This is a genomic window from Rhizobium sp. S152, assembly GCF_030380735.1.
Classification (GTDB): domain Bacteria; phylum Pseudomonadota; class Alphaproteobacteria; order Rhizobiales; family Rhizobiaceae; genus Rhizobium.
Genome location: NZ_JAUDRZ010000025.1, coordinates 40,205 through 64,019 on the forward strand (window position 1 = coordinate 40,205; position 23,815 = coordinate 64,019).

Consider the following 23,815-nt stretch of genomic DNA (forward strand, 5'->3'; position numbering starts at 1 on the left):
TGGTTGAGCCGAGTTAGGTCTAGGCCATTGTTTGCTGGTCACCCCGCAGGAGCGCACCCATGACCGATCTACCTCTCCTTTCGCCTCAGGATGCAACACTTCTTGTCGTAGATCACCAAGCTGGACTCGCCTTCGGCGTCGGCTCAACCGACCGACAGCTCCTTCTCAACAACACGGTTGCGCTGGCGAAGACCGCGAAGGCCTTCCAAATCCCCGTTGTCGTTTCGACGTCCGCTTCGAAAGTCTACAGCGGTCCGCTGATGCCAGCTATCCGAAGCGTCTTAGGGGATGTGCCATCATTTGAACGACGGAACATGAACGCGTGGGAAGATGGCGTCGTTCGGGCCGAAATAGACAAGATCGGTCGGCGAAAGTTGATTGTCTCAGGCTTACTAACCGAGGCTTGCGTGTCGTTCCCCGTGCTTTCCGCTCTTACCGACGGATACGAGGTCTCGGTGGTTGCTGACACTTGCGGCGGAATAACCGCAGACAGCCATTCTCTTGCGCTCCGTCGTATGGAAGCAGCTGGCGCGACACTGACCTCGTGGCTGCAGGTGTTGCTCGAGCTTCAAAGGGATTGGACCCGCAAGGAGACTTACGATGGCGCAAGGGCGATCGTCGAAGCACATGCAGGCGGCTACGGCATAGGTTTGGCCTATGCACGAGACATGATTCACCCCGTGTGATGACTGCCTGCCGATGGCATCCCGCAAAATATTTTGTTGAATCGGAGAAGTTTGATGACCGCCGACGTAATTCTACACCATGGCCTTTTCACAACGCTTGATCGTTCAAATCCGACGGCAAGCGCTGTCGCTATCAAGGACGGCCGTTTCTTAGCCGTCGGTCATGACGCTGAGATCATGGCCCATGCTGGTCCCGACACGAAGGTCATCGACCTGAAAGGCAAGCGAGTTCTTCCCGGATTGATTGACAATCATACCCATGTCGTTCGAGGCGGCTTGAACTTCAACATGGAGCTTCGTTGGGACGGTGTGCGTTCGCTAGCTGATGCCATGGACATGCTAAAGCGACAGGTAGCGCACACCCCCGCCCCGCAATGGGTCCGGGTTGTAGGTGGTTTCACGGAGCATCAGTTCGTTGAAAAGCGTCTGCCGACGATCGAAGAGATCAATGCGATTGCGCCCGACACGCCCGTTTTCCTACTGCATCTATATGATCGCGCTCTCCTCAATGGTGCGGCACTGCGGGCGGTAGGTTACAACAAAGACACGCCGAACCCGCCAGGTGGAGAAATCACGCGCGATGCAAACGGCAACCCGACGGGGATGTTGCTTGCGAAGCCAAATGCGGGGATCCTTTATTCGACATTGGCCAAGGGGCCGAAGCTTCCTTTCGACTACCAAGTCAATTCCACGCGTCACTTCATGCGTGAGCTGAACCGGCTTGGTGTCACTGGCGTCATTGACGCAGGTGGAGGCTTCCAGAACTACCCCGATGACTATGCCGTGATCCAGAAGTTGTCGGACGAAGATCAGCTCACGGTGCGGCTGGCCTACAATCTCTTCACGCAGAAGCCAAAAGGCGAGAAGGAAGATTTCCTGAATTGGACTTCGTCGGTAAAATATAAACAGGGCACAGACTACTTTCGCCATAACGGCGCGGGCGAAATGCTTGTCTTCTCCGCTGCCGATTTCGAGGATTTCCGCCAGCCCAGGCCGGACATGGCGCCGGAGATGGAAGGCGAGCTTGAGGAAGTCGTTCGCGTATTGGCTGAAAACCGTTGGCCGTGGCGCCTCCACGCAACATATGACGAAACGATTTCACGCGCTCTCGACGTGTTCGAGAAGGTTAACCAGGATATTCCTCTTGAGGGTCTAAATTGGTTCTTCGACCATGCGGAAACGATCTCCGACCGTTCCATCGACCGTATCGCTGCGCTTGGTGGTGGCATCGCAGTTCAACATCGCATGGCGTATCAAGGCGAGTATTTCGTCGAGCGCTATGGTCATGGCGCAGCTGAAGCCACTCCACCTGTCGCCAAGATCTTGGAAAAGGGCGTAAAGACATCGGCGGGAACCGATGCCACCCGCGTGGCTTCTTACAATCCCTGGGTTTCTCTCGCGTGGATGGTCACCGGCAAGACAGTCGGAGGCATGCAGCTCTATCCACGCGCCAATTGCCTCGACAGGGAAACCGCACTTCGCATGTGGACCGAAAACGTGACCTGGTTTTCGAACGAGGAAGGCAAAAAGGGACGCATTCAAGTTGGCCAGTTTGCCGACCTTGTTGTGCCGGATAAAGACTTCTTCTCATGCGCAGAGGACGAGATTTCCTTCCTCACCTCCGATCTCACAATGGTCGGCGGCAAGATTGTCTTCGGAGCAGGTGACTTCAAGGCGCTTGATGAAAACGACGTGCCGCCTGCAATGCCCGATTGGTCGCCGGTCCGAAAATTTGGGGGCTATGGCGCTTGGGGTGAACCAGATGGAGCGGGAAAGAACTCACTCCGTCGGATGGCAATTGCGTCATGCGCCTGTAACAGCGATTGCGGCGTTCACGGCCACGATCACGCCGGAGCATGGACCTCCAAGCTCCCGATTGCCGATCTCAAGGGTTTCTTTGGAGCTTTAGGTTGCTCCTGCTGGGCAGTGTGAGGGAGGACGTTCTAATGGTTGCACATCGACGAGCATCGCCGGACACGGCAATCGGGCTCAGCAAGAGTTTCGCTAGCAGCAAACCTATTCAATTCATTGGACTTTTGGCCCTTTGCTCTGCGTATATTCAGGGGCCGCTGACAAAAGTATTCGATTTCGGCGGAGCGCTCGCGGAAATGGATCATTTTGGTCTCCGCCCTACTCTTTTTTTCGCGGTTGCCGTGATCATCTTCGAGCTTGCCATGTCCGCGGCTATCCTTACCGGATTTTTTCGCTGGGCTGCAGCCCTTGCTCTAGGGGTGTTCACCCTTTTGGCAACGTCGCTGGCGCTTCGCTTTTGGGAGATGGCTCCAGGGATGGAGCGGACAATGGCGATGAATGCCTTCTTCGAACACCTTGGGCTTGCTGGTGCCTTTCTCTTGGTAGCTTGGCATGACCTTCGGTCCAAGTATCACCTGTAAGGCGTCCAAAACAAACTGGAGTCAAAGCCATGGGACCTAAAATCCGCGACGGGGTCGAGACGTTGCCAGAAATGGAGGACGTCAATCTCGAGCTGCCCCTCCCGCCAGCCGAGAACCAAGACGAACTGATTGATGAAGCTCTGCAAGAGTCATTCCCCGCGAGCGACCCACCGGCCAGCGGCCGGATGGAATGAACAAGCACACCACATAGGAGCCGTTCGATGAACGACGAAATCAAGGCGCGTCGCACCGCCTCACTTAAAACGCCAACAGGCCTCGGCGCAGATGCGACACGAGACATTTCTGCCGCTGCCACGGCACTGCTTGCCGATGTGTTCGCTCTCTATCTCAAGACGAAAAACTTCCACTGGCACATGTCGGGTGCAAACTTCCGTGATTATCATCTTCTGCTGGATGAACATGGCGACCAGCTGTTCGAGATGACTGACCCGCTTGCAGAGCGTGTCAGGAAGCTTGGCGGCACCACGCTGCGATCAATCGGCGATATATCCAGGCAGCAGCGAATTGCCGACAACGATGCGGAATTCGTTCATCCCCACGAGATGCTCGCAGAGCTGAGAGAGGACAACGGTTCACTCGTTGCAAGTATGCGGTCACTTCACGAGACCTGCGATGAGTATGGTGACGTTGCGACCGCCAGTCTCCTAGAAAACTGGATCGATGAAGGCGAAAAGCGCATCTGGTTCCTGTTTGAAATTCTACGCGGCACTAACCAATAAGTCTGTCAAAATCGCGATTTCCAGAGCCACGCCGCCCTCCCAGGGTCGCGTGGCTTTTTAATGCGTACTGACTCGTTCCGAGCAGCTCGCTCGGTGGACTGACCGACGCCCTGTCATTGTTCAAAAATCGTTGAAACCAACAAGATTAGCGGGACGCGGGCACCTACAACTTCCGTCACGGCGATCAACTGCCGCCAAGCCACCAAGGGGCCAACGATGGCAAACGACTTCGACTTCCCACTCTCCCGTCGCCAGACACTCATCGCAGGCGCAGCGCTTTCTGCTGCGATGGCGGTTCCAGATCTCGCATTCTCAAAATCAGCAACTCAGACAGCGAAAGGAAACTTCGAAATGACCGACGGCTTCGTCAAGACCAAGGATGGCGTGAACATCTACTATAAGGATTGGGGTCCGAAGGACGCACAGCCGATCCATTTCCATCACGGTTGGCCGCTGTCTTCCGACGATTGGGATGCCCAGATGATCTTTTTCCTGCAGAACGGCTTCCGTGTCGTCGCACACGATCGCCGTGGCCACGGTCGCTCGTCTCAGGTCGCTGAAGGTCACGACATGGATCACTACGCTGCCGACGCTTCTGCTGTCGTCGAGCATTTGAACCTGAAGAATGCTGTTCATATCGGGCACTCGACCGGCGGCGGCGAAGTTGCCCGCTACGTCGCGAAATTCGGCCAGCCTCAGGGTCGCGTCGCTAAGGCTGTTCTGGTCAGCGCGGTTCCGCCGCTGATGCTCAAGACTGAGTCCAATCCTGGTGGTCTTCCGATGGAGGTCTTCGATGGCATCCGCAAGGCGGTTGCAGACAACCGCGCACAGCTCTTCATCGATTTCCCCACGGGCCCATTCTACGGCTTCAACCGCGATGGTGCGAAAGTTTATCCGGGCGTGATCCAGAATTGGTGGCGCCAAGGCATGATGGGCAGCGTCAAGGCGCACTATGACGGCATCAAGGCTTTCTCTGAAACCGACCAGACCGAAGACCTGAAGAAGATCACCGTTCCGACACTCGTCCTGCATGGTGATGACGACCAGGTAGTCCCGATTGCCGACTCCGGTGAGCTGTCCGTCAAGCTCGTCAAGAACGGCACGCTCAAGGTCTACAAGGGTTACCCGCATGGCATGCTGACGACGCACGCCGATGTGATCAACCCGGATCTGCTCGCCTTCATCAAGGCGTAAGCAAGTTCGCAATTGACCCGCTCGCGAGCAGTCGCGAGCGGGATCTTTTTATTTCAACCTTGCGTCGGGGGATGCCATGAAAAGAGTTCCGCTCTCTGTCCTATTGAGCTTTAACGGCGGCTACGTCGATACGGCTGGTTTCCTTGCGCTGCAGGGGCTATTCCCCGCCCACGTCACTGGTAACTTCGTGACGCTAGGCGCCACCCTTGTTATGGGTGGATCAGGTGCCCTTCCCAAGCTGCTGGCGCTTCCGGTCTTCTGCCTAGTGATCCTTGTGTCCCGTATTGTCGGTCTCATGCTCCATAAGGCTGGTCGACCTGTCCTGAAATGCTTGCTTGCGACCAAGGTAGTGCTGTTGATCGCAGCCGCGATCTTCTCGGTTGTGCACGGCCCCTTCAGCAGCGCCACCGCAATTGCGAATCTCGTGATGGGTATGACCTTGGTTTCGGCTATGGCGGTTCAGAACGCGTTGCACCGTGTTCATCTCGCCAAGTCGCCACCATCGACATTGATGACAGGAACGACCACTCAGATCATGCTCGATCTCGCGGAGATCATGGCAGGAGAGAAGGGTGAAAGTTCTACCCAAGCACTTGGCCGCGTGAAGCGTATGATCGTTGCCGTTGCCGCTTTCGCCCTTGGATGTGCATGTGCGGCTCTCGCGATCGTCTCCATTCCGCTATGGGCGTTTGTCATCCCTGCGGTTCTAAGCGTCTTCTCGTTTGTCGCTCGAGTCGAAACTCCAGAAGGCGACTGAGCGGCTGCGCTTCTTGAAGCGAGCGTCTGCAAAGGTCGATGTCCTAAAGTCTCTGCCACCGGCGTAACTGCGCCCCGAGCGCCGCCCGGTGCTCGGCACACGCTCCTATAATTTTGGACGACATTTTTAGAGCGGCGGTCGCCCTTTTCGGGGCGGCCGTTTGGGCTTCAGGCCCTGCCGAGTTGTTTGCTTCGCGGTAGGTTGATTGAAGGCTGCGGTAACATCCTCAATGCCTGGTCCGGCCCCACATCAATGCGCTCATCGACTCGGATAGAGCACATTCGAAACACCCGTGGACGGGTATTGCGCCCTGTGAGAGCGCCTTTTATCTTGTCGTCGGCTTTAGACCATCGACGAGCGACCAGCATTATACGCGCTCGCAAGAGGATACATAGAGAATATAAAGCTGGCAGCCTTGCGCCACACGTCGGGACCAGGATGTCGTCACCGGCGGTTCTCAGCCGCCATTTCTTGCAGATCCAACTCGTGCTCAAGCTGTCGGAGAACCTCATCGTGGATTTCTCCGGCTTTATGCATTTTCAAGATCTCAGCACGTCCAGCGGCGATTGCCGCGAGAACCGTATCGAAGTGTTCAAGTTTGATGGCGTGATGGAACTCCCGGTCCCGCTCATAGTGCGCTGCCACCTGCGCTCGGTGTCCATACTGCTCTAACAGTCTTGGATGCCGCTCATTGCCATCTGCATCCTGCGACAGCGCCTGAATAGCTTTGTATTGCGCATTAGCCACTCTTCGCCAGGCCATCGCTTCGTTTGCCTGTACCGTGTGGCGCTCGTCTGAACCGACCACACCTAGAAGCGAGATGAGCGGCCCCCAATGTACTCCCTTGCAACAGAACCGTAACGATGATCACGGCGAATGCACTCACCAAGATCAGGTCTCTTCCGGGAAAATTGGCCGGGAGCGACAACGCGCCGGTCAGGGTCACCACACCGCGCATCCCAGCCCAGCTCATCACCACGGTAGTGGCTAGCGACGCCGCCCCATGCAAGCGCCGTAGCCGGAAAGCAAACCTACCTATCGTACCGGCGGTCAACAACCAGGCAAACCGCGCATAGATTACCGTCAACACGACAGCAAGCACGGGAAGTTCCAGCGACACCATCCCCTGTTGGACACCGCCAAATCGGTCGAGTACGCCGCGCAACGATAGTCCTATCAAGATGAACAGAAGCGACTCCATCACGAACACGAGCGCTTTCCAAAACGCTTGAGCCCTGATGCGTGTCTCGGCTCTGAACATCTCGTGTTGGTGCCAGCCTAGCAAGAGGCCTGTGCTGACGGTGGAAAGTACCCCTGATCCTCCAAGCTTCTCGGCCGCGATGTAGGACAAGGCGGCGAGTAGCAAGGTCGACGTGATAATCAATTCGCTGTCACGTAGCTTCCGGATAACGGCCAGACCTGCCCATCCAATCGAAAGACCCACTGCAATCCCGGCCAAGGTGACCCATATCAAGGACGTCACAGCCTCAGTTACGCTGAACGCTCCCGTCAACGTAGCTGCCACGGCAAACCGCAGTAGCACCAAGCCACTTGCGTCGTTTACTAGGCTCTCCCCTTCCAGCAGCGCCGTAATGCGGCTTGGTAGATGGAGGCGCTCAAGAATAGCTCCTGCCGCGATCGCATCGGGCGGCGAAACGATGGCTCCGAGCGCAAATCCTACTGACCACGGTAGCCCTGGGAGCAACAAATGGAAAATAATGCCCACTGCGAGCGTGGTGAAGGCCACCGCCCCGAGCGCGAGGGAAGCGATGCCTGTGAAGTATCGCTTAAAGTCACCCCATACCGTGTAGTAGGCACTCCGCATCAGCAGCGGGGGGAGAAAAACCAACATAACAAGGCTGGGATCTATCTCAATCTGAGGAACGCCAGGCGTCAATGCGAGCACAACCCCACCAACGATAAGCGCTGCGGCTGGAGGAAGCCGCAGTCGCCTTGCTATCAGTTCGAGGATCACTGCTGTCATCAGCAGCAGGACCAAAAACTCGTAGGTGTGTTCCGAATTCATTCGTCGCCAAAACCCTAGATCAGAGACCCGCGCGTGATCGTCCAAGAACCTTACGGTTAACCACATGGACAGGTGTTTGGCCGCTCAATACTCGAGCTACCTCACCGGGCGCTCCAGCTTGAAGCTCGGCGAATGCCTCGATTGAGTACCACGCCGCGTGCGGATTGATTACAACGTTTTCACGGTGTCGCAGGGGGTGGTCGATCGGCAGGGGTTCTGGCACAGTCGTGTCTAGGGCGGCACCACCGATAAGTTTGCCATCCAGCGCACGAACAAGCGCATCCTGGTCTATCACGGCGCCACGCGAGCAATTGACGATATAGGCATGCGGCTGCATCTTTCTGAAAAGATCGTCGCCAAACAAGCCTTTGGTGTCTGCCGTAAGAGGCGTGTGCACGGAGATCAAGTCCGCTCTAGCAAGTAGTTCGTCTAGCTCGACCTTGCTGCCAGGTGCCCTTGCGTCCTCTTCCTTCAAAAAGGGATCGTACCAAAGAATCGTCACGCCAAAGGCGGCCATCCGGTTCGCGACGTGCCGCGCGATGTTGCCGAACCCAACGAGCCCGACAGTTTGCGTCGATAACCTCCGGATTGGTGCCGCCTCCATAACGTCCCACCGCCCAGCTCGCACGGCTCGGTCTAGGAGCGACGTTTTGCGGACGCCGCCAATGAGAAGTGCAACCGTGTGGTCAGCTACTTCTTCAACGCAGTAACTAGGATTGTTCGTCACGATGATCCCGGCGTCCGTGGCGGCATCAAGGTCGATGGTATCCACCCCGATGCCATACCGCGCAATGATTTTGCACTTCGGCATCTCACTCATAGCCTTTGCAGTGATGGGACCTGCGTAGGTATTCAGCAGTGCGTCGCAGTCAGCAGCCTCCGAGAGGAACTCTTGCTCAGTCTTCGTGTGCATTGGAAAAAGATCGACGTCTGGGCCAAGTATGCCGCGCTCAACATCGACACTTTTCCACACGTAATCCGATATTACCACTTTGGAGCGGCTCATAGCTGCTTCCTTTCCGGTTTTGAAATTGAACTCAGGCTTCCCAGGCAACGATTTCCTGGCGTTGTGCTCCGAGTCCGTCGATCCCCAGAGTCACTACGTCTCCGGGCCTTAAGAAGACCGGCGGTTTTTGTCCAAGGCCAACACCAGCAGGAGTGCCAGTGGCAATCAGGTCACCGGGTTCAAGCGCGTAGAAGTTTGAAACGTAGCTGACGATTTCCCGCACACCGAAGACGAGGTTTGACGTGTTCCCGTCCTGGTATCGGTGACCGTTTACCTCCAGCCAGATTGGCAGTTCGCCGACATTTTCGACCTCGTCCTTCGTGACAAGCCATGGGCCGACTGGAGCAAACCCCGGAAAGCTCTTCCCCTTGGTCCACTGCCCTCCGCGATCCATCTGATAGGATCGCTCGGAAAGGTCATTAACAACGCAATAACCCGCAACGTGTGCGAGCGCGTCCTCGGGCGATATGTATAGGCCGCCCTTGCCAATGATGATTCCAAGTTCGACTTCCCAGTCGCCCTTCTCCGACTGCCGGGGAAGCCGGACCAAATCTGTCGATCCGCTAGGACGGCACCCTTTCATGAAGATGGTCGGCTCCTTCGGAAGAGGTAAGCCTACTTCAGCCGCGTGGTCCGTGTAATTCAGTCCTATGCAAATAATCTTGCCGATAGACGAGACCGGCGGACCTAATCGCACATTCGCGTCGTCGACGACTGGCAGGCGGTCAATGTCCAACTCAGCGAGAGCTTTCAGGCTCTCGTCAGACAAAACCTCCGGAAGGATATCTGGAGCAAAGATCGAGATATCCCGAAGCTTACCGTTTCCATCGACGAGCGCGGGGCGCTCAGCCCCAGCCGCTCCATAGCGAGCGAGTTTCATTGGTTTATCCTTTCGAGGGAGAATTGATCAGCCGTTCCAGGTCTCAAGGAACTTCAGAAGGAGCCCATTCACAATCTCGGGCTGCTCTTCCTGCGGAAGGTGGCCGCATTGGGGGATCGCATGCGTTTCGAGGTTATCGGCCATCTCCGCCCAGATCTTGGGCATGTCGAATAGTTTGCCCACAGTGTGGAAGTCTGCGCCCCATAGGGACATGACCGGGCAAGCGATCTTCACATTCGCGTCTTCCAGGTCCTCAGCTATATCGAGCGCGTTTGCACGATAGTCAGACATGGCGCCACGTACTGCCCCCGGCGCTTGGAAAGCACGAACATACGTGTCGAATGCTTCTCCGCTGATAGCTGCAGGGTCATAGCACCAATCTGAGAAGAAGTGCCGCAGCCAGAGGTGTTCACGACCAGCAATCAGGGCTTCCGGCAGGTCCGGCACGAGATGGAACAGGAAAAACCAATAGGCCTTTGCGATCTTTGCATCGAGATCGCGAGCAACAATCCGTGTGGGAACATTGTCCATCACCACCAAGCGATCGACCAAGTCGGGATAATCTTTGGCAAATCGCGTAGACACTCTCGCTCCACGGTCGTGCCCCACCAACGCGATCTTATCAATCTGCAGCTCGCGCATGAGTTCGCGCAGATCCAGAGCCATGTTCCGCTTGTCATACCCCGTCGCGGGCTTCTCAGTTTCACCGTACCCACGAAGGTCCGGTGCGATCACGCGATAGCGTTCCGCAAGCACAGGGATCTGGAAGCGCCACGCGAAGTTTGTCTCCGGGAACCCATGCAAGAGCACCACAGGTGGCCCCTCGCCAGCCTCAACGACGTGTTGGCGAATTCCATTGGCGTAAATCCCATACCGCTTCAGCTTCATGTCGCTCTCCGTTCATTGCGTCGTTGCGATATGTTTTAATTGCCGAAGATGCGGGGTTTGCGCTTGGACGAATTGCTTGGAGTTGAACAATCCGGCTCTGGTTTCTCTCTGGCGAGACAGCTGCTATTTAGCCACGCGGCAGCTACCCTAGCCGTGCATCGCCGGATCCAGGTGTTGTGTCATCGATCTAGGCGAGTTAGCCTTGAGAGCTAAACAGGTGTTTGTGCTGGCGAGGCTGGCATCGGAGGTATTGGTCCGCAGCAGACACGGTATCGCCGAAATGAGCAGCAGCGTGCCACGGCCACCGGGGATCGTAGAGAATAGCCCGAGCGATCGCTATGCAGTCTGCGTCGCCAGTGCCAATTATTGCCTCTGCCTGCTCGAACTCAGTGATAAGACCAACAGCGATCACTGGTATTTTGACCGCTGCTTTGACTGCTCGCGCAAACGGGACCTGATAACTTGGCCCAATCGCTATGTTCTGATCATGCGCAAGCCCGCCACTCGAAACATGGATGGCGTTGCAACCTCTCGCTTCCAACTCAGATGCGAAAGCGACTGTCGATTCCAAATCCCAACCGCCTTCCGACCAGTCGGTAGCGGAAACGCGTACCGTTACTGGTCGATCAATCGGAAACGCCTCACGGACGGCCTCAAACACCTCTAGTGGAAATCGCATTCGGTTTTGGAGTGAACCGCCATACTCGTCCACCCTCCTATTGGACAGCGGCGAGAGGAATTGATGGAGCAGATAGCCGTGCGCCGCGTGGATTTGAACTGCCGAAAGACCAAGGCGGGCCGCGCGACGAGCCGCGCTTTTGAAACTGTCGCGAAGTAACGTCATGTCCGCTCGATCCAGCGGAACAGGAGCATCATAATGGGAGCGAAACGGCACATCGCTCGCTCCCAATGTTTGCCATCCCAGTGTGTCCGTCGGCGGGATCTGCCCCCCGCCTTTCCACGGAACCTGGCTGGACGCTTTGCGCCCAGCGTGGCTGAGTTGGATGGCGATAGGCATATCCGAGTAGCGGCGAACACCTTCGAGTGTTTTGGCAATCGTTGCCTCGGTCTCATCGGAGTAGAGTCCCACATCGCCGTATGAGATACGCCCTTCAGGCGATACTGCCGTAGCCTCAATGGTGAGTAGCGCAGCGCCGGAATTTGCGAGCATGCCTAGATGCATCATATGCCAGTCAGTCATCCGCCCGTCTATTGCAGTGTACTGGCACATTGGGGCGATAACGATCCGGTTTCGCAGTGCCAGATCCCCGACTTTCAATGGCGAAAACAGTTTGGAATGGGTCATCAACAGCTCCACATCATTAGGCGCTCTGACGCCGCCATGTTCCCCATACCGTTCCTCAGGCAATCAAGCTTGAACGATCCGACTGCCGTGCGCTGACCTGCAACCTCGCTTAATCCTCTTTTTCCGCGCCAGATCGGTTCTGTCGTCTCCATTTACCGGGTGTTTGCCCAACAACACCTTGAAAAACGCGCGTCATGTGGCTCTGGTCAGCAAAACCGCATTTAGTAGCCACATCAAAAATTGTGTCTTTTGAGAGAAGCAGCTCTTTCGCTTTCGCAACGCGATATTCAGTGAGCCACTTATACGGGCTCTTACCGAACGTTTCCTTGAAGGCGCGTGTGAAGTGGCTTCTTGATAATCCGCATATTTCCGCAAGCCTGGTTATTGACACCTGATCGAAGGCCGTAGTCGTGAGGAATTCCAGGGCACGCTTTTCCTGCCAGGGCGCTAACAGACCACTCTTCTTTGAGGGGAAATACTGCCCCCCATATGACTGCGCCAGGTGGGTCAGCAACACGATGCTGATTTGCTCAAGGAACATTTGATTGGGATCCTGCCTGCTTAGCAGATAGGGGGATATCGCTTGGGCAAGCCCTAGAATGACTTCATCTCGCGTCCCGGGCTTGCAGTCGAAACCATCGAACTGAGGTCGACCAAGCTCCTCTAGAAATGTGCGTATGAACGCGAGAGGGATATTGAAGCGAATATTGTCGAAGGGCGAGAGATGATGACACTGCCACTCCTCCCTCAAATCAGTTATCGCAATGGCTGATTTTGGATGCCCTCCCTCAAAAGCGAGCCTTCCATTGCGCCACAGACGATGGTGGCGAAAGTCTTCCAATTGGGTGATTACTGAAACGGCTTCTTCCCGCTTGCTTGGTGGCGCAATTGGCAGATCGTCGCCATCGTAACTCAAGCGAGTGACGGTGACCGCCGATGCCTTGATCGACCAACTTGTGACTTTGGCCGCAAAAGGTGAAAAGGCTCCGTCGATATTGGTGTCCAAAACTCGGATCTCCGCGGAATCAGATCAAGAAAGGGCGTTCGACAACTCAGTGGAGTTGGCGACCTCTCCATTGCGCGGGGGTGGAACCAACCTCTTTTGAAAACACTTTGGTAAAGTGGCTCTGGTCAACAAATCCACACGCTTTCGCAATTTCTTTGATCGAAAGCAGGTGCTCTGAGAGGAGGTCCTTCGCGACAACCACACGCGCCTGTATCAGCCACTGGTGTGGGGTCAGGCCAGTCACATTCTTGAAGCCCTGAGCAAAGTGACTGGCGGAGAGGCCGGTGATACTAGCTATCTCGGCAACGGTCAGTTCCCTCGACAGATTTTCTCGCATGAAGCCCTTGGCGGCAATTTCCCTATCAACCGGCAGTATTGCATTGTTTCTTGGCGTCGCGACCTCAAGGCAATCCTGCAAGAGGTGCGTGCAGACAGCCACCGAGAGATGGCGTAGAATAGGATCGACAGTTGAGGGGTCACGGTCGAAAAGCGACAAGATCACAACAGCCAGATTACTAATAACCTGATCGGGCTCGGCTCGACGGCAACGCAGCGTCCGTTTGCCTTGATCTGGGAAACTCACCTCAGCGACCTCAGCTATCAGCGCTTTAGGCAAGTAGATAGCAAGAGAGGATAGATCTCTGTGAAGGACCACCGAAGCGCCCGCACTGAGATCAACCACACAAACAGACCCCTTCCCGCACCACCGTGGCGCCGCCAAGCTTCCATCCGCCTGGACATCAGAGTGTACGGTGTCTTCAAGATAAATCATCAACAGATAAGCATCGCAACTCGGCAAGGCCACCCTCGCCTCGATATCCGTTGACACAGATCGGGCAATCCTCGTAACCGAAATCGACGATGATTTAAGCGGGATCGTCTTCAGAAAGCGTGCTTCCGCCGTTCCAAAGTATGGGCCAAGCGATTTTGTTTCAGGACAGTCGAGATTCAATCTCTTCTCCAAGGCCCCGCTGGATTTCACAACCCGACAGCAGCCGGGCTAAAACACCATACATCTTTGATGTGAGGTTATGCAATGACGAGCCTACAAGTCTTACAATTGTGTTTAGAGCGCGGCTAAGCATTCCGTGTCTCGCAAAAAGACACTGGAAAACATTAATTTAGAAGTTTTTGTGGAAGGGCATGTTCCCAAGCGGCATAGCACTCATCTGATTGCGCTCGAAACTCGTGGCGGAGCGCTCGCCTACATATCGCTCGATGATCAGGTGTGCTCCCGCGAGCACCACGTTATCAATGAAGGAAGGTGCCGAAGCCTGCTCCTGGCGAAGTATAGGTGTGAGGGTTTCCACCAGCGCACGAATTTCGAGGTTTGAGCGGCCACCTGAGTTCCTGATGTGCAAAGCCGAAGTATCGCCGTGAAATCTAAGCAGCATGGCAATGTAGCTAACCGGCAAGAAGAAGTGCAAACATCCTCTCGTGCCGAAAGAAAAAGATAGCCCACTATCCATTCGCAGATCGGAAAGGAAGACACGGTCGGAAATGTCACTGGACGTGGTTCCAACCTCGGCAATTTCGATTGTGCAGAGGAAGGCCTCTTCCCGCTCAGCAGGAATGATGAAGTCACTCTCGCCACCAGGATGGTAAAGAATGGCGACCTGATCGGAACAACAGCAGATCGCGCGTACCGTGGCGTCCCGGAGTGAGCTTTCTTCTGTCACTCTCTTCGCGAACGCGAGTGCACGGGTGTTCCCGGTCATCTAGGATCTCCAAATCAGCGATCAGAGAAGAGTACGACAATTTGTGAGATGGTCGTACCCATCCTGAAGTAGGGGGTGCCCCCGACCGAAGACTTGAGCGGTACAACTATCTGGAAGCTAGCGATCTTTTATTGGCAACTCAAGCTCTTGTGCGAGTCTGACAAGATCCGGCAAGCTCTCCGCATCCATCTTCTTCATAACCTGCCCACGATGTGCCTTTACCGTCGGCTCGCTAATACCGAGAATATTCGCGGTCTCTTTGTTTCCGTAGCCCGCGGTCACAAGCGCCATGACGTCCTTTTCTCTTGCGGTCAGGCCATCGAAGCGGGTTTTTGCCGATGCAAGCGCTCGATCAACAAGTGAGCGCTCGTCATATTTCTCGAAAGCAACGTGAATTGCATCGATCAGCTCCTGCGGCCGTAACGGCTTGGTCAAGAACTCCGTTGCACCAGCTTTTATAGCTCTTACCGCCATGGGGATGTCCCCATGACCGCTGATGAAAATGATCGGAAGTTTGGCATCCAATCTCATGAGGTGATTTTGCAGCGCGATGCCACTTTGTCCGGTCAAACGAACGTCAAGAACCAAGCAGGCTCGGGCCGAAATTGGAACTCGCGCCAGAAACTCTTCCGAGGATGGAAATGTCATCACCTGAAATCCAACGGATTGCAGGAGTGCCTCCAGCGCAACTCTGACGTCTACATCGTCGTCAACGATGTAGACAAGATTATCACGGGGTTCTGGAAGCAACATCTCAGCGTTCATCTGCTGCAGGCACCACTATCTTGAATACTGCGCCGGGTAATCCTCTTGTCGTTTCCGCCCATATTCGTCCTCCGTGAGCTTCCACAATCGAACGGCATATCGACAGTCCGATGCCCATACCTTCGCGCTTCGTCGTGAAGCGCGTCTCAAATAACTTTTCCGCATCGTCTAGGCCGATGCCTGGACCCGTATCGGAGACAGTCAGTATGATTTCTGCGTCTGACGATCGCTGAGACTCAATGGTAATCACGCGTTCGCTAATGTTTGCGCCAGCCATAGCCTCCAAAGCGTTCATAACCAAATTGAGTAAGACTTGCTGGAGCTGAACCGGGTCTCCCACAAATGTTGGAAGTTTGGAACCGAGAATAGTGCGGACTTCGGCCTGGCGACCTCGGATCTCATCCCGCAGGAGGCTAAGAACCTTTGTAATCACTTCGTTGATTTCGATCGCGGCGGATTGCGTTGGGGCGCTTGTTGCGAGGCTGCGTATACTTTTGACAACGTCTCCCACTCGGTGGCTGTTCTGCGCCATTCGGTCCGCCGCAGCCTTGGCTTGGTCGAGATACCGTAAGCAGGTCTCGGCATTCGAGACAATCGCGGTAAGCGGCTGATTTATCTCATGCGCAATGGAGGCGGCCAGTTCCCCCAATCTCGTTAGCCTTGCAACCAATGCCATGTCAGCTTGCGCCCTGCGCATTGCTTCATCCATCTGTTTCCGATGCCCTATGTCACGGAACACCAACACGGCGCCCACAACGTCACCCTCATCATCTATGATCGGCGCCCCGCTATCATCGATGTGAATGTCAGAGTCGTCCTTCGCGATCAGCACGGTATGGTTCGCCAATCCGACAATCGTCCCTAGCCTCAACACCTTTGCGACGGGGTCTTCCACCGTCTCGCGCGTATCTTCGTTAACGATCCGAAAAATGTCCGTGACGGGAAGGCCAAGTGCGTCCTTGGCTGACCACTTTGTCAGCGCCTCAGCCACGGGATTAATAAATGTGATCCGTCCGGTGGCGTCTGTGGCAATGACAGCATCCCCGATGCTCGCGAGCGTCGTAGCGTATCGCCGCTCACTCTCGTGCAAACGCCTTTCCGAGGCGTGCTTGTAGAGGGCGATCTCGATAGCTGCTTTGAGTTGTGTTTCTTCGAAGGGCTTCACGAGATAGCCAAAGGGATCTGACGCACCAGCCCGTTCAATGGTTTCGTCATCAGCATACGCAGTTAAGAATACCACTGGCATTGTTCGTTCACGGCGTATCAACTCGGCCGCCTCTATGCCGTCCATTCCGCCTTCGAGTCTAATGTCCATTAAGACAACATCGGGCCGACGCTCAGATGCCACGGCGACTGCTTCCTCTCCGGTCACAGCCGATCCCACGACCTCGTAACCTGCTCTATGCAGAAGATTTTGGATATCGCGGGAGACAATCCTATCGTCTTCTACCACCAATACTTTTGAACGCTTCATACTTGCCTCACTCATACGCGACTGCAAAAGTGATCTCTGCAGTCGTTCCGCCATTGCATCTAAAACTCAATTTGCCCCTGAGTTGATCCACCAGATCGTGGACTAGCTGCAAACCAAGGGTCTCGCGCGAAACCGGACCCGGACCTAGTCCAACACCATCATCGCGAACGATCAAAGTAAACTCGCTTGACGAGTTGCGCGACATGGAAATCAGAACGCTTCCGGGTTCCCCATCCGGAAATGCGTGCTTCAGTGCGTTCGACACCAACTCATTGACTATGAGTCCACAAGATATTGCCCGGTCGAGGTCAAGCTCGACGTCTTCATCCACCTCCACGCTCAAACTTACTGATCGCGCCTGCATCCCGTAAGCACGGCTGAGGAAGGAGCAAAGCGTCTTAAGGTGTCCTCCCATGGATATACGAGCAAAGTTTCCGGCTCTGTATAGGTTTTCGTGAACGAGAGCCATCGACCGTACCCTATTCCGGCTTTCCTGAAACAACTCAGCGGTTTTGGGATCCTCGATATGCGACGCTTGAAGGCTCAATAGACTGCTGATGAGTTGAAGGTTGTTTTTTACCCGATGGTGGACCTCCCGAAGCAGCGACTCCTTTTCGTCGAGTGAAGCATTTTCAAGCGCTATCGCCGTTTGCCCGGCGATCAGCTTGATGACCGACGTTCGCGCAGGAGGAAATGCCCCCGCGTACAGGTCATTCTCTAAGTATAATATGCCGACAGACCGCCCTCTCGCCACGAGGGGCACGTATAACGCAGAGCCCTTCGCACTACGATGAGACGATTCTACCGGGGACGTTTCGAACGCAACAAGCTCTTGAGAATTAAACGCCTGCCAAGCAGGCTCTAGCGGTATTTCTTGTGCCACCCTTAGGTCAGAGGAGACAGCGAAGCCATTCCCATCATCATATACATTCACCTCGGCCTCAAGCCTGAGCCCGCCACCTTTTGGCGTGAGCAGTCTCGCATGCCTGGCTCCTGCGTTTTCCATTGCGATGGAGAGGAGGGATGTGAACATCCTCGATTGCACCGCCTCCCCAGAGACAGTCGCAGTTGAACGCTCCACTGAAACGAGGTCAAGACCACCAGCTCGAGCGTCGGCAAAAGCTTGGATCTCATGGAGTTCTCGCGCCGTTTCGTTGGGGAATGCTAGGTCGAGGGCCCTCAACTTTGCGTTCGCCCCCCAAGCGCGGTAGGCAGCATAGCTTTTCTCGCGATAGGCAAGAGCTGCTGAGGACAAATCCAACTCTTCGGCAACTTCAGCCGCAAGTTCACATCCCAAGGCCTCCATATGCGAAAATGCCTGAACCCTTGCAGCGGCGATCGCTCGATCAAGAAGTTGCAGGGCCTCGATAGGCCGGTCCTCTAGCCTCGCCACTTGGGCTTTCACGATCGCACAGTGGGCCGTAAACGTCTTCGGTGAACTGTCAGCGAGCGCTTCCAAGAAAGCCAAATGTTTTGCGATTTTCGACAGCGCGTCATATAGCGAGACGCTTTGGGCAGCGGCTTTCGACAGGGCAACAGAGTAGTAGAAGGAATACTCGACGTACTCGAGGTGTCCTGCAGAGGTCCACAGGAGCCGTTGTGCCTTGTCAGCAAACCCCAGTCCTTCATCAAATCTCCGGGCGAAAACGCTCGCCTGAAGCCTCCTCACCCAGTGCCAACACTCAGCGATCTGCATTCCAGGCGTTGTAGTCAATCGCCGTTCAAATTCTTCTACTTCGAACGCACCATCATTGAACTGGCCCAGCTCGAAAGTGGCGCCACGCAAACTGCGAACTGTCATCAACTGGCTCGTGACGATATCCGCAATCAAACCAAATCCAATGAGTTTGGCATATTCCAGCCCCTCAGCGCTTCGCTTCTCGACCGCGCCGAGGCCATCGCCAGCAAACAGAAGGTTGCTTACGGTGGTGCAGGTACAAAAGCCCGCGTACGTTAAGTCACCACTATCCTGCGCAATCGATAAGGCTTGCCGATGCAGATCGCGCGTTGATCGTATAGGTCGCGAGTACGGTCGAACGTGATACGCCACGGTCATCGCTACGCGCCCTTTGAAACGGGAGTATCGCGGGTCAGCAACCAGGGTCAATGCTAGTTCCCCAAATTCACCACCGGCGGGGAAGTTGTCGAACATGGGTCCGAGCACCATACCCAAATAGGCATAACCAAGCGCGGATGATGCTGTATTGCCCGAAATTTGGCTGATGTTAGCCATCCTGCACAGGATCAGACAAACGAGCCGATCACTCGTGAAGAACGCGGGAGGAAGGGCTGCGGAAAGCACGTCAAGAAGTATGGCATCGTCGTTCTGACATGCATGCAGACCTGCCCTCGCGCTAACCTTACCCTGGAGGATTTCATCGGCTACCGGCCCGAACTCGTCCTGAACGTCATCCCAACTCGGGTTGGCGCTCCACCGGTAGCCCTCTTCTGCTAGGAAGTCGAGACACAGGCGTATGGCACCGTCGAAACGGCCCAAAGCCGTAAATAGCGTGATTTCGGTCCACGCAATCCGGCCACGCTTACTTTTGCCGACCGTTCGGCTCCTCAGATCCCGTAACAGTCCCTCGGCCACTTCCGGGTTTCCTGATATCAAGGTGCAATTCGCGATGCTGATTTCGAACTCGAATTGCAAATCCTCATCACGGTTTGGCTGTTCATTTACGAGCCTTAGCCCGGTCTCGTAGTAGCGAACCGCGGCGTCAAACGCTGAAGCTTGCTCGGCCTTCATTCCAGCTGTTAAACTTAGCTTGGCAACGGCGAGTGCTTCTTTGCCTGGCTCGATCAAGTCTATCGCGTAGCTGTATTGCTGGACGACTTCGAAAACCGTATCGCTAGACCCTTGGGGCGCAACGGCTCTCATTTTTCTTGCCAAAGCAAGATGCATCTCGCGGCGCACATCCATCGGCGTTAATTCGTACGCCGCTTCCTGTATTCTATCATGGAAGAATGCAACTGTGTTTCCGTCATTGGTTATCAGGCCTGCCGCCGATGCCTCCTCCAGCGCGTCCTTAGCAGTTTCTTGGTCCAACGCGGCCAGTAAGAGGCTGTTGCTTACGCGATTTCCGAAGAGCGCCATGGCAATGATAGCAGCCCTGGATTCACTGCTCAGCTGGTCAATTTTCCACCTCAGCAAGTCCGAAATGTTCTCAGTTAGAAGGGTTCCGGCTCTGTCCCGGTTGAATGACCACCGCCTTGTAACCTCGCTGAAAGATAGGGCACCCGCATCGGCCAGAGAGCTAAGCAGTTGGGTTGAGAATAGAGGATTTCCCTCTGCCTTTGCGTGAACCTCGTTCGCCAAGTCGGACATCTCATGGCGCGGCGATCCCAGGCTGTCCGCGACCAATGCTACCAATTCGTCTTTGCTCAGCGGAGACAGCACCATCTGGTCGATGTTTAGGGTCAATTTCCCAGCTTTGGCGAGCCAAGCGCCGAGCCGATGACCAAGGCCTACCTCGTTGTTTCTAAAAGCTCCGATTATTAGGAGGTTCGGTATTGAACTATCGATGACGGTCCGATCCAGGAAGTCCAGGGTTGCTTGATCGATCCATTGGATATCATCGAAGAACAGAATGAGTGGTCGAGCCGAAGTGGCGAAAACTCGTATGAAACGGGAAAGAACAGCGTGAAAGCGAACTTGTGCTTCTGCCGGAGGCACGAAAGGCAGATCCTCCTGCTTACCCACGAGCCGTTCAAGATCTGGGATCAATGACGTGATAGCCCTTCCATTGGTCCCCAAGGCCTCTTTTATTGCCGCAACAAGCGATTGGTTTACTGGACGCCGTATCTCGTCTCGGACTACATCGCCAAGTGCCGAAATCAGCGTTGTATAGGGCGTTGTGAAGTCCAGCTGATCAAATTTCCCTTGCGCAAACAAACTCCTTTCTGGTTCGAGGCCCATGCGAAAGCTGCGTAAAAGTGCTGACTTGCCGATCCCAGCCGGACCCGCAACCAGGACAAGCTTCGATGCTCCAAGTCCGCGGGCGTCCTCGAGTGCGTTGTTGAGAACTTCAAGCGCGTGCTCCCGTCCATAAAGACGGGAAGGGATCAACAGGCTTCCGCGTGCGTCTGCTCGCCCAAGTTCAAAGCCAACTCGTTCGCCAAGCGCAAGGCCATTGAGGGCCGCGACAAGATCGGCCTCCAGTCCTGCGGCCGTTTGGTATCGGTCCTCCGGCGGCTTAGAGATCAGCTTCAAAAGAATCGATGCGATGATGCTTGGTATACTTGCTACCCATCGACCCGGCGGAAGCGGCGGTCGCGCTAGATGGCTATGTATCCATTCCCCGGTCGTCCGCGCTGCAAATGGAAGATGTCCTGTCAGAAGCTCGTAAAGAGTTATACCAAGGGAATACAGGTCGCTTCTTTCATCCGCCACAGCCTCCAACCTACCTGTTTGCTCAGGCGAGACGTACGGGAGGGAAAATCTGGTGGGCTGTTCACTCCGATAGCGGAAACGAGCTTGTGTCGAAAATGACCTGCCAAAACCGACGAAGAAGCAGGTGTCCAAACCACTCAACAGCAGGTTCTCTGGTCGAACGTCTCCGTGGATCAGCCCGTTTTGATGGATCTTCACCAGGCTTCGTGTAATCGCAATAGCCAGTCGCAAATAGTCCGTGACCGGACCGCCATGGCGCCAAAGTTGTCGAATGGGGCGACCGCCTGGATCCTGAAAAATTACAGAGGCTCGACCATCGATCATTGCGGCAGTGAGGGGCACCGCAGCAAACGAAGTATCAAGATGAGAAGCAGATCGAATTTCCGCGTCTAGCAGACGAGTTTGCGCTGAACTCTCGCCCGCCCGCGCTACGAGTATCAATGAGGGGGGCGCTCCGGTCTTAGTCACCCGAAAAAGCTCCGCATCGCCCTCCGATCTGAGCGAGGTCCAGGTACCCAAGTCACGCGACGCAACTTCCATGAAGAACTGCCTCTCCACTAACGCGGAAAAGTGCCCAGACGCATTGCCTGAGCACCTTTGGCGCATTGGAATGGTTGCTTGCGTCCCTGTCAATCCTGGGCGCTGTGAACACGCCTGCCGCGGAGGGGTTGCACCCTAGACAGCGGACACGGCTGTGACAGCGTCGAGGATGACGTCAGTTACGGCTTCCGGCATGGAAAGCAGCGACAGGTGGCCTGCCTTGAGTTCGGTTGTCTTCGCGCCCATTGCCGCTGCCAGTTCCCGTTCCAGCTCAACACTGACCACGCGGTCCTCCGTAGACACGACATACCAGGTCAGACGCGAGAGCCATGCGGGCTCAGTCACCTTGTCACCAAATGTACTGGCAGCTAGTGGCGGCTGAAGTACGGCAAGCACCCGCGCTTCATCTTTGGGGAGATCTTGACCGACGTCGTTCACCCAACCTTCTTCTGAAAGTGTCAGGTAGCCCGCGCCGTCGTTCTTGATCTGTGAAAGGCCGGGAGGTGCCGGATATCTGCCGACCTGGTCGCCGACCGTCTCACCAGCCTTTGGAGCGAACGCGGCGACATAGACAAGCGCCTTTACCTTGGGGTCGTTGCCAGCTTCGGTGATGACTGCACCTCCCCAGCTGTGACCGACAAGAACTATAGGGCCTTCGACAGAGTTGATGATACGGCGGGTTGCAGCGGCGTCATCCGCCAAGGAAGAAGTGGGATTCTGAACTGCGACGACAGGAACTCCCTCCTTCAGAAGCAGCGGGATCACTTTCTGCCAGCTTGAGCCATCAGCCCATGCCCCATGAACGAGAACGACAGTTGGCTTTGCGGAAGTAGAGGTCATTTGGTCTTTGCTCCTGACAGGTCTGAATATCGAGAAGATTAAAGTGGCAACGGACGGCTGGTCTTGATGGATCGGACTTTGTTTGGACCGCAATATTGCTGTGAAAATTTGCTGTCATGGCGTAGCCTGCCTCACATAAGCGATCTCGGCGACGATCAACAGAGCTAGGCTCTGCGCATCTCGTGCTTTTGGAAATAGCCCGATCGGAGCTTTGATGCGCGAGAGTTGGCTTGGGCTATATCCCAAACTCGAGAGCCGCTCGATTCGGTTTGCATGCGTCCGCGTGCTTCCCAAGGCGCCGATGTAAAATGGACTTCCGAGCAGAACCTCTCTCATGACAGGAATCTCGTGATCCAGATCGTGGTAGAGAAGTGCCACTGCTGTGTTCTCGTCAAAAGGCGGCAATTCCGGCAGACGGTTGCCATCGCGAATATGGTCGAACACCTCATATCCCGCCGCCTTCGCAACATTTGCCGTTGCCTCGACTTCGAGCGTCCGCCCACCGATGAAGATCTTCGGCCGTGGCCTGTACGACATCACAAAATTCTCGCGGACCCAGCCGGTGGCAGCACTGCCACTAGCACGTAACGAGCGCTCCCCAGGAGAGTAAATCAAGGAAGACGACGCCCGGTTCCGGAGTTCTTATAAAACAGTCTCGATCGGCCCGACATCGTCCACGACGTGTATGGCGATATTGATGCTCCCTCCACATGGGAGACGAATGTCGAAGAACGGTGATCCGACACCTAGTCTAAGGAACCGGTCCATTCTCTTCTCGATGGCCGCAACCGCCTCTGCGGCAACCGCGGCTTCGGTGCATCCCCCGGACACAAAACCACAGTAGAGCCCCTGGTCGGTAATCGCCATCTGAGCCCCCAAAGCTCGCGCCGAACCGCCCTGGACCTCAACCAATGTGGCGAGTGCGACACCGCTTCCGGCTGAGATGCAACTTTGTGCAAACCGCAAGACGTCTTCGTTTCGATCCGTGATGAAAGCAGTCCGGGGTGCATCAAGGTGTGACGAAAGCTTCGTTGACATAACGGCGATCCCGGCTCCGATGTAACTTGTGGAATACTCGGCGCCACGGCTGGCTCCGAAAGACGGAAGCTATGACCGGCTTCGGATAAGGTCTTGAACGATCGTACTGTCGCCAAGATAAATTGGCGGTGGAGGAAAAAACGTGTCTCACGGAGAGAGACCTAC

The 23,815-nt window shown here is 55.4% G+C and carries 22 protein-coding genes; 7 read left to right on the top strand and 15 right to left on the bottom strand.

All coding sequences use genetic code 11. From position 1 onward, the window contains the following. The first annotated feature begins 59 nt into the window (after window positions 1–59). The 7 genes from QTL95_RS16735 to QTL95_RS16765 all read left to right on the top strand — a co-directional run bounded on the left by QTL95_RS16735 (window position 60) and on the right by QTL95_RS16765 (window position 5,770). On the top strand, window positions 60–686 hold the full coding sequence (locus QTL95_RS16735; protein WP_289721061.1) for a hydrolase: 627 nt from the start codon (window positions 60–62) through the stop codon (window positions 684–686). A gap of 54 nt (window positions 687–740) precedes the next feature. Next, window positions 741–2,618: an amidohydrolase gene (locus tag QTL95_RS16740; RefSeq protein ID WP_289721062.1), complete on the top strand. Its 1,878-nt coding sequence runs from the start codon at window positions 741–743 to the stop codon at window positions 2,616–2,618. Between the two features lie 14 nt (window positions 2,619–2,632). After that, window positions 2,633–3,079 (top strand): DoxX family protein, encoded by a 447-nt coding sequence (locus QTL95_RS16745; protein WP_289721063.1) that lies wholly within the window; start codon window positions 2,633–2,635, stop codon window positions 3,077–3,079. 29 nt (window positions 3,080–3,108) lie between these two features. Further along, window positions 3,109–3,273, top strand: coding sequence for a hypothetical protein (locus tag QTL95_RS16750; RefSeq protein ID WP_289721064.1), 165 nt, complete (start codon window positions 3,109–3,111; stop codon window positions 3,271–3,273). Between the two features lie 27 nt (window positions 3,274–3,300). Continuing rightward, complete coding sequence (locus QTL95_RS16755; protein ID WP_289721065.1) at window positions 3,301–3,819, top strand: Dps family protein; 519 nt, start codon at window positions 3,301–3,303, stop codon at window positions 3,817–3,819. A 216-nt stretch (window positions 3,820–4,035) separates the two neighbouring features. Further along, window positions 4,036–5,013, top strand: a complete 978-nt coding sequence (locus QTL95_RS16760; protein WP_289721066.1) for an alpha/beta fold hydrolase — start codon at window positions 4,036–4,038, stop codon at window positions 5,011–5,013. Between the two features lie 76 nt (window positions 5,014–5,089). Beyond that, complete coding sequence (locus QTL95_RS16765; protein WP_289721067.1) at window positions 5,090–5,770, top strand: YoaK family protein; 681 nt, start codon at window positions 5,090–5,092, stop codon at window positions 5,768–5,770. Window positions 5,771–6,214: 444 nt separating this feature from the next. Here QTL95_RS16765 and QTL95_RS16770 read toward each other — a convergent pair whose 3' ends face one another. From QTL95_RS16770 to QTL95_RS16840, 15 genes are all read right to left on the bottom strand, one after another. Continuing rightward, entirely contained in the window at window positions 6,215–6,532 is a 318-nt protein-coding gene (locus QTL95_RS16770; protein WP_289721068.1) for a hypothetical protein, read from the bottom strand. After that, window positions 6,510–7,796, bottom strand: coding sequence for a cation:proton antiporter (locus QTL95_RS16775; protein ID WP_289721069.1), 1,287 nt, complete (start codon window positions 7,794–7,796; stop codon window positions 6,510–6,512). The genes QTL95_RS16770 and QTL95_RS16775 overlap by 23 nt, the downstream gene beginning before the upstream one ends. Window positions 7,797–7,815: 19 nt before the next feature. After that, the gene (locus tag QTL95_RS16780) at window positions 7,816–8,802 is read right to left on the bottom strand and encodes a C-terminal binding protein (RefSeq protein ID WP_289721070.1); all 987 of its coding nucleotides are present in this window, start codon (window positions 8,800–8,802) and stop codon (window positions 7,816–7,818) included. A 31-nt stretch (window positions 8,803–8,833) separates the two neighbouring features. Continuing rightward, window positions 8,834–9,682 carry a fumarylacetoacetate hydrolase family protein gene (locus tag QTL95_RS16785; RefSeq protein WP_289721071.1) on the bottom strand — a complete coding sequence of 283 codons (849 nt, stop codon included), beginning with the start codon at window positions 9,680–9,682 and terminating at the stop codon, window positions 8,834–8,836. A gap of 27 nt (window positions 9,683–9,709) precedes the next feature. Next, on the bottom strand, window positions 9,710–10,570 hold the full coding sequence (locus QTL95_RS16790) for an alpha/beta fold hydrolase (protein ID WP_289721072.1): 861 nt from the start codon (window positions 10,568–10,570) through the stop codon (window positions 9,710–9,712). Window positions 10,571–10,766: 196 nt separating this feature from the next. Further along, on the bottom strand, window positions 10,767–11,876 hold the full coding sequence (locus tag QTL95_RS16795) for an NADH:flavin oxidoreductase/NADH oxidase (protein WP_289721073.1): 1,110 nt from the start codon (window positions 11,874–11,876) through the stop codon (window positions 10,767–10,769). Between the two features lie 109 nt (window positions 11,877–11,985). Further along, window positions 11,986–12,882 carry a helix-turn-helix domain-containing protein gene (locus QTL95_RS16800; protein WP_289721074.1) on the bottom strand — a complete coding sequence of 299 codons (897 nt, stop codon included), beginning with the start codon at window positions 12,880–12,882 and terminating at the stop codon, window positions 11,986–11,988. Window positions 12,883–12,928: 46 nt separating this feature from the next. Continuing rightward, window positions 12,929–13,834 carry a helix-turn-helix domain-containing protein gene (locus tag QTL95_RS16805; RefSeq protein ID WP_289721075.1) on the bottom strand — a complete coding sequence of 302 codons (906 nt, stop codon included), beginning with the start codon at window positions 13,832–13,834 and terminating at the stop codon, window positions 12,929–12,931. A 169-nt stretch (window positions 13,835–14,003) separates the two neighbouring features. Further along, window positions 14,004–14,600, bottom strand: coding sequence for a hypothetical protein (locus QTL95_RS16810; protein ID WP_289721076.1), 597 nt, complete (start codon window positions 14,598–14,600; stop codon window positions 14,004–14,006). A 117-nt stretch (window positions 14,601–14,717) separates the two neighbouring features. Further along, window positions 14,718–15,365: a response regulator transcription factor gene (locus QTL95_RS16815; RefSeq protein WP_289721077.1), complete on the bottom strand. Its 648-nt coding sequence runs from the start codon at window positions 15,363–15,365 to the stop codon at window positions 14,718–14,720. Further along, window positions 15,355–16,839 (bottom strand): ATP-binding response regulator, encoded by a 1,485-nt coding sequence (locus tag QTL95_RS16820; RefSeq protein WP_289721078.1) that lies wholly within the window; start codon window positions 16,837–16,839, stop codon window positions 15,355–15,357. The genes QTL95_RS16815 and QTL95_RS16820 overlap by 11 nt, the downstream gene beginning before the upstream one ends. A gap of 7 nt (window positions 16,840–16,846) precedes the next feature. Further along, window positions 16,847–21,463 carry an AAA family ATPase gene (locus QTL95_RS16825; protein WP_289721079.1) on the bottom strand — a complete coding sequence of 1,539 codons (4,617 nt, stop codon included), beginning with the start codon at window positions 21,461–21,463 and terminating at the stop codon, window positions 16,847–16,849. A gap of 444 nt (window positions 21,464–21,907) precedes the next feature. Then, the gene (locus QTL95_RS16830; RefSeq protein ID WP_289721080.1) at window positions 21,908–22,612 is read right to left on the bottom strand and encodes an alpha/beta fold hydrolase; all 705 of its coding nucleotides are present in this window, start codon (window positions 22,610–22,612) and stop codon (window positions 21,908–21,910) included. Between the two features lie 114 nt (window positions 22,613–22,726). Beyond that, window positions 22,727–23,149 (bottom strand): XdhC family protein, encoded by a 423-nt coding sequence (locus QTL95_RS16835; RefSeq protein ID WP_289721081.1) that lies wholly within the window; start codon window positions 23,147–23,149, stop codon window positions 22,727–22,729. A 105-nt stretch (window positions 23,150–23,254) separates the two neighbouring features. Continuing rightward, window positions 23,255–23,650 carry an XdhC family protein gene (locus tag QTL95_RS16840; protein ID WP_289721082.1) on the bottom strand — a complete coding sequence of 132 codons (396 nt, stop codon included), beginning with the start codon at window positions 23,648–23,650 and terminating at the stop codon, window positions 23,255–23,257. Between the last annotated feature and the right edge of the window lie 165 nt (window positions 23,651–23,815).

Excerpts from the sequence above, each read along its gene's own strand:
- QTL95_RS16735 (WP_289721061.1), top strand. The coding sequence starts at position 60 with ATGACCGATCTACCTCTCCTTTCGCCTCAGGATGCAACACTTCTTGTC.
- QTL95_RS16740 (WP_289721062.1), top strand. The coding sequence starts at position 741 with ATGACCGCCGACGTAATTCTACACCATGGCCTTTTCACAACGCTTGAT.
- QTL95_RS16745 (WP_289721063.1), top strand. The coding sequence starts at position 2,633 with ATGGTTGCACATCGACGAGCATCGCCGGACACGGCAATCGGGCTCAGC.
- QTL95_RS16750 (WP_289721064.1), top strand. The coding sequence starts at position 3,109 with ATGGGACCTAAAATCCGCGACGGGGTCGAGACGTTGCCAGAAATGGAG.
- QTL95_RS16755 (WP_289721065.1), top strand. The coding sequence starts at position 3,301 with ATGAACGACGAAATCAAGGCGCGTCGCACCGCCTCACTTAAAACGCCA.
- QTL95_RS16760 (WP_289721066.1), top strand. The coding sequence starts at position 4,036 with ATGGCAAACGACTTCGACTTCCCACTCTCCCGTCGCCAGACACTCATC.
- QTL95_RS16765 (WP_289721067.1), top strand. The coding sequence starts at position 5,090 with ATGAAAAGAGTTCCGCTCTCTGTCCTATTGAGCTTTAACGGCGGCTAC.
- QTL95_RS16770 (WP_289721068.1), bottom strand. The coding sequence starts at position 6,532 with ATGGCCTGGCGAAGAGTGGCTAATGCGCAATACAAAGCTATTCAGGCG.
- QTL95_RS16775 (WP_289721069.1), bottom strand. The coding sequence starts at position 7,796 with ATGAATTCGGAACACACCTACGAGTTTTTGGTCCTGCTGCTGATGACA.
- QTL95_RS16780 (WP_289721070.1), bottom strand. The coding sequence starts at position 8,802 with ATGAGCCGCTCCAAAGTGGTAATATCGGATTACGTGTGGAAAAGTGTC.
- QTL95_RS16785 (WP_289721071.1), bottom strand. The coding sequence starts at position 9,682 with ATGAAACTCGCTCGCTATGGAGCGGCTGGGGCTGAGCGCCCCGCGCTC.
- QTL95_RS16790 (WP_289721072.1), bottom strand. The coding sequence starts at position 10,570 with ATGAAGCTGAAGCGGTATGGGATTTACGCCAATGGAATTCGCCAACAC.
- QTL95_RS16795 (WP_289721073.1), bottom strand. The coding sequence starts at position 11,876 with ATGACCCATTCCAAACTGTTTTCGCCATTGAAAGTCGGGGATCTGGCA.
- QTL95_RS16810 (WP_289721076.1), bottom strand. The coding sequence starts at position 14,600 with ATGACCGGGAACACCCGTGCACTCGCGTTCGCGAAGAGAGTGACAGAA.
- QTL95_RS16815 (WP_289721077.1), bottom strand. The coding sequence starts at position 15,365 with ATGAACGCTGAGATGTTGCTTCCAGAACCCCGTGATAATCTTGTCTAC.
- QTL95_RS16820 (WP_289721078.1), bottom strand. The coding sequence starts at position 16,839 with ATGAAGCGTTCAAAAGTATTGGTGGTAGAAGACGATAGGATTGTCTCC.
- QTL95_RS16830 (WP_289721080.1), bottom strand. The coding sequence starts at position 22,612 with ATGACCTCTACTTCCGCAAAGCCAACTGTCGTTCTCGTTCATGGGGCA.
- QTL95_RS16835 (WP_289721081.1), bottom strand. The coding sequence starts at position 23,149 with ATGTCGTACAGGCCACGGCCGAAGATCTTCATCGGTGGGCGGACGCTC.
- QTL95_RS16840 (WP_289721082.1), bottom strand. The coding sequence starts at position 23,650 with ATGTCAACGAAGCTTTCGTCACACCTTGATGCACCCCGGACTGCTTTC.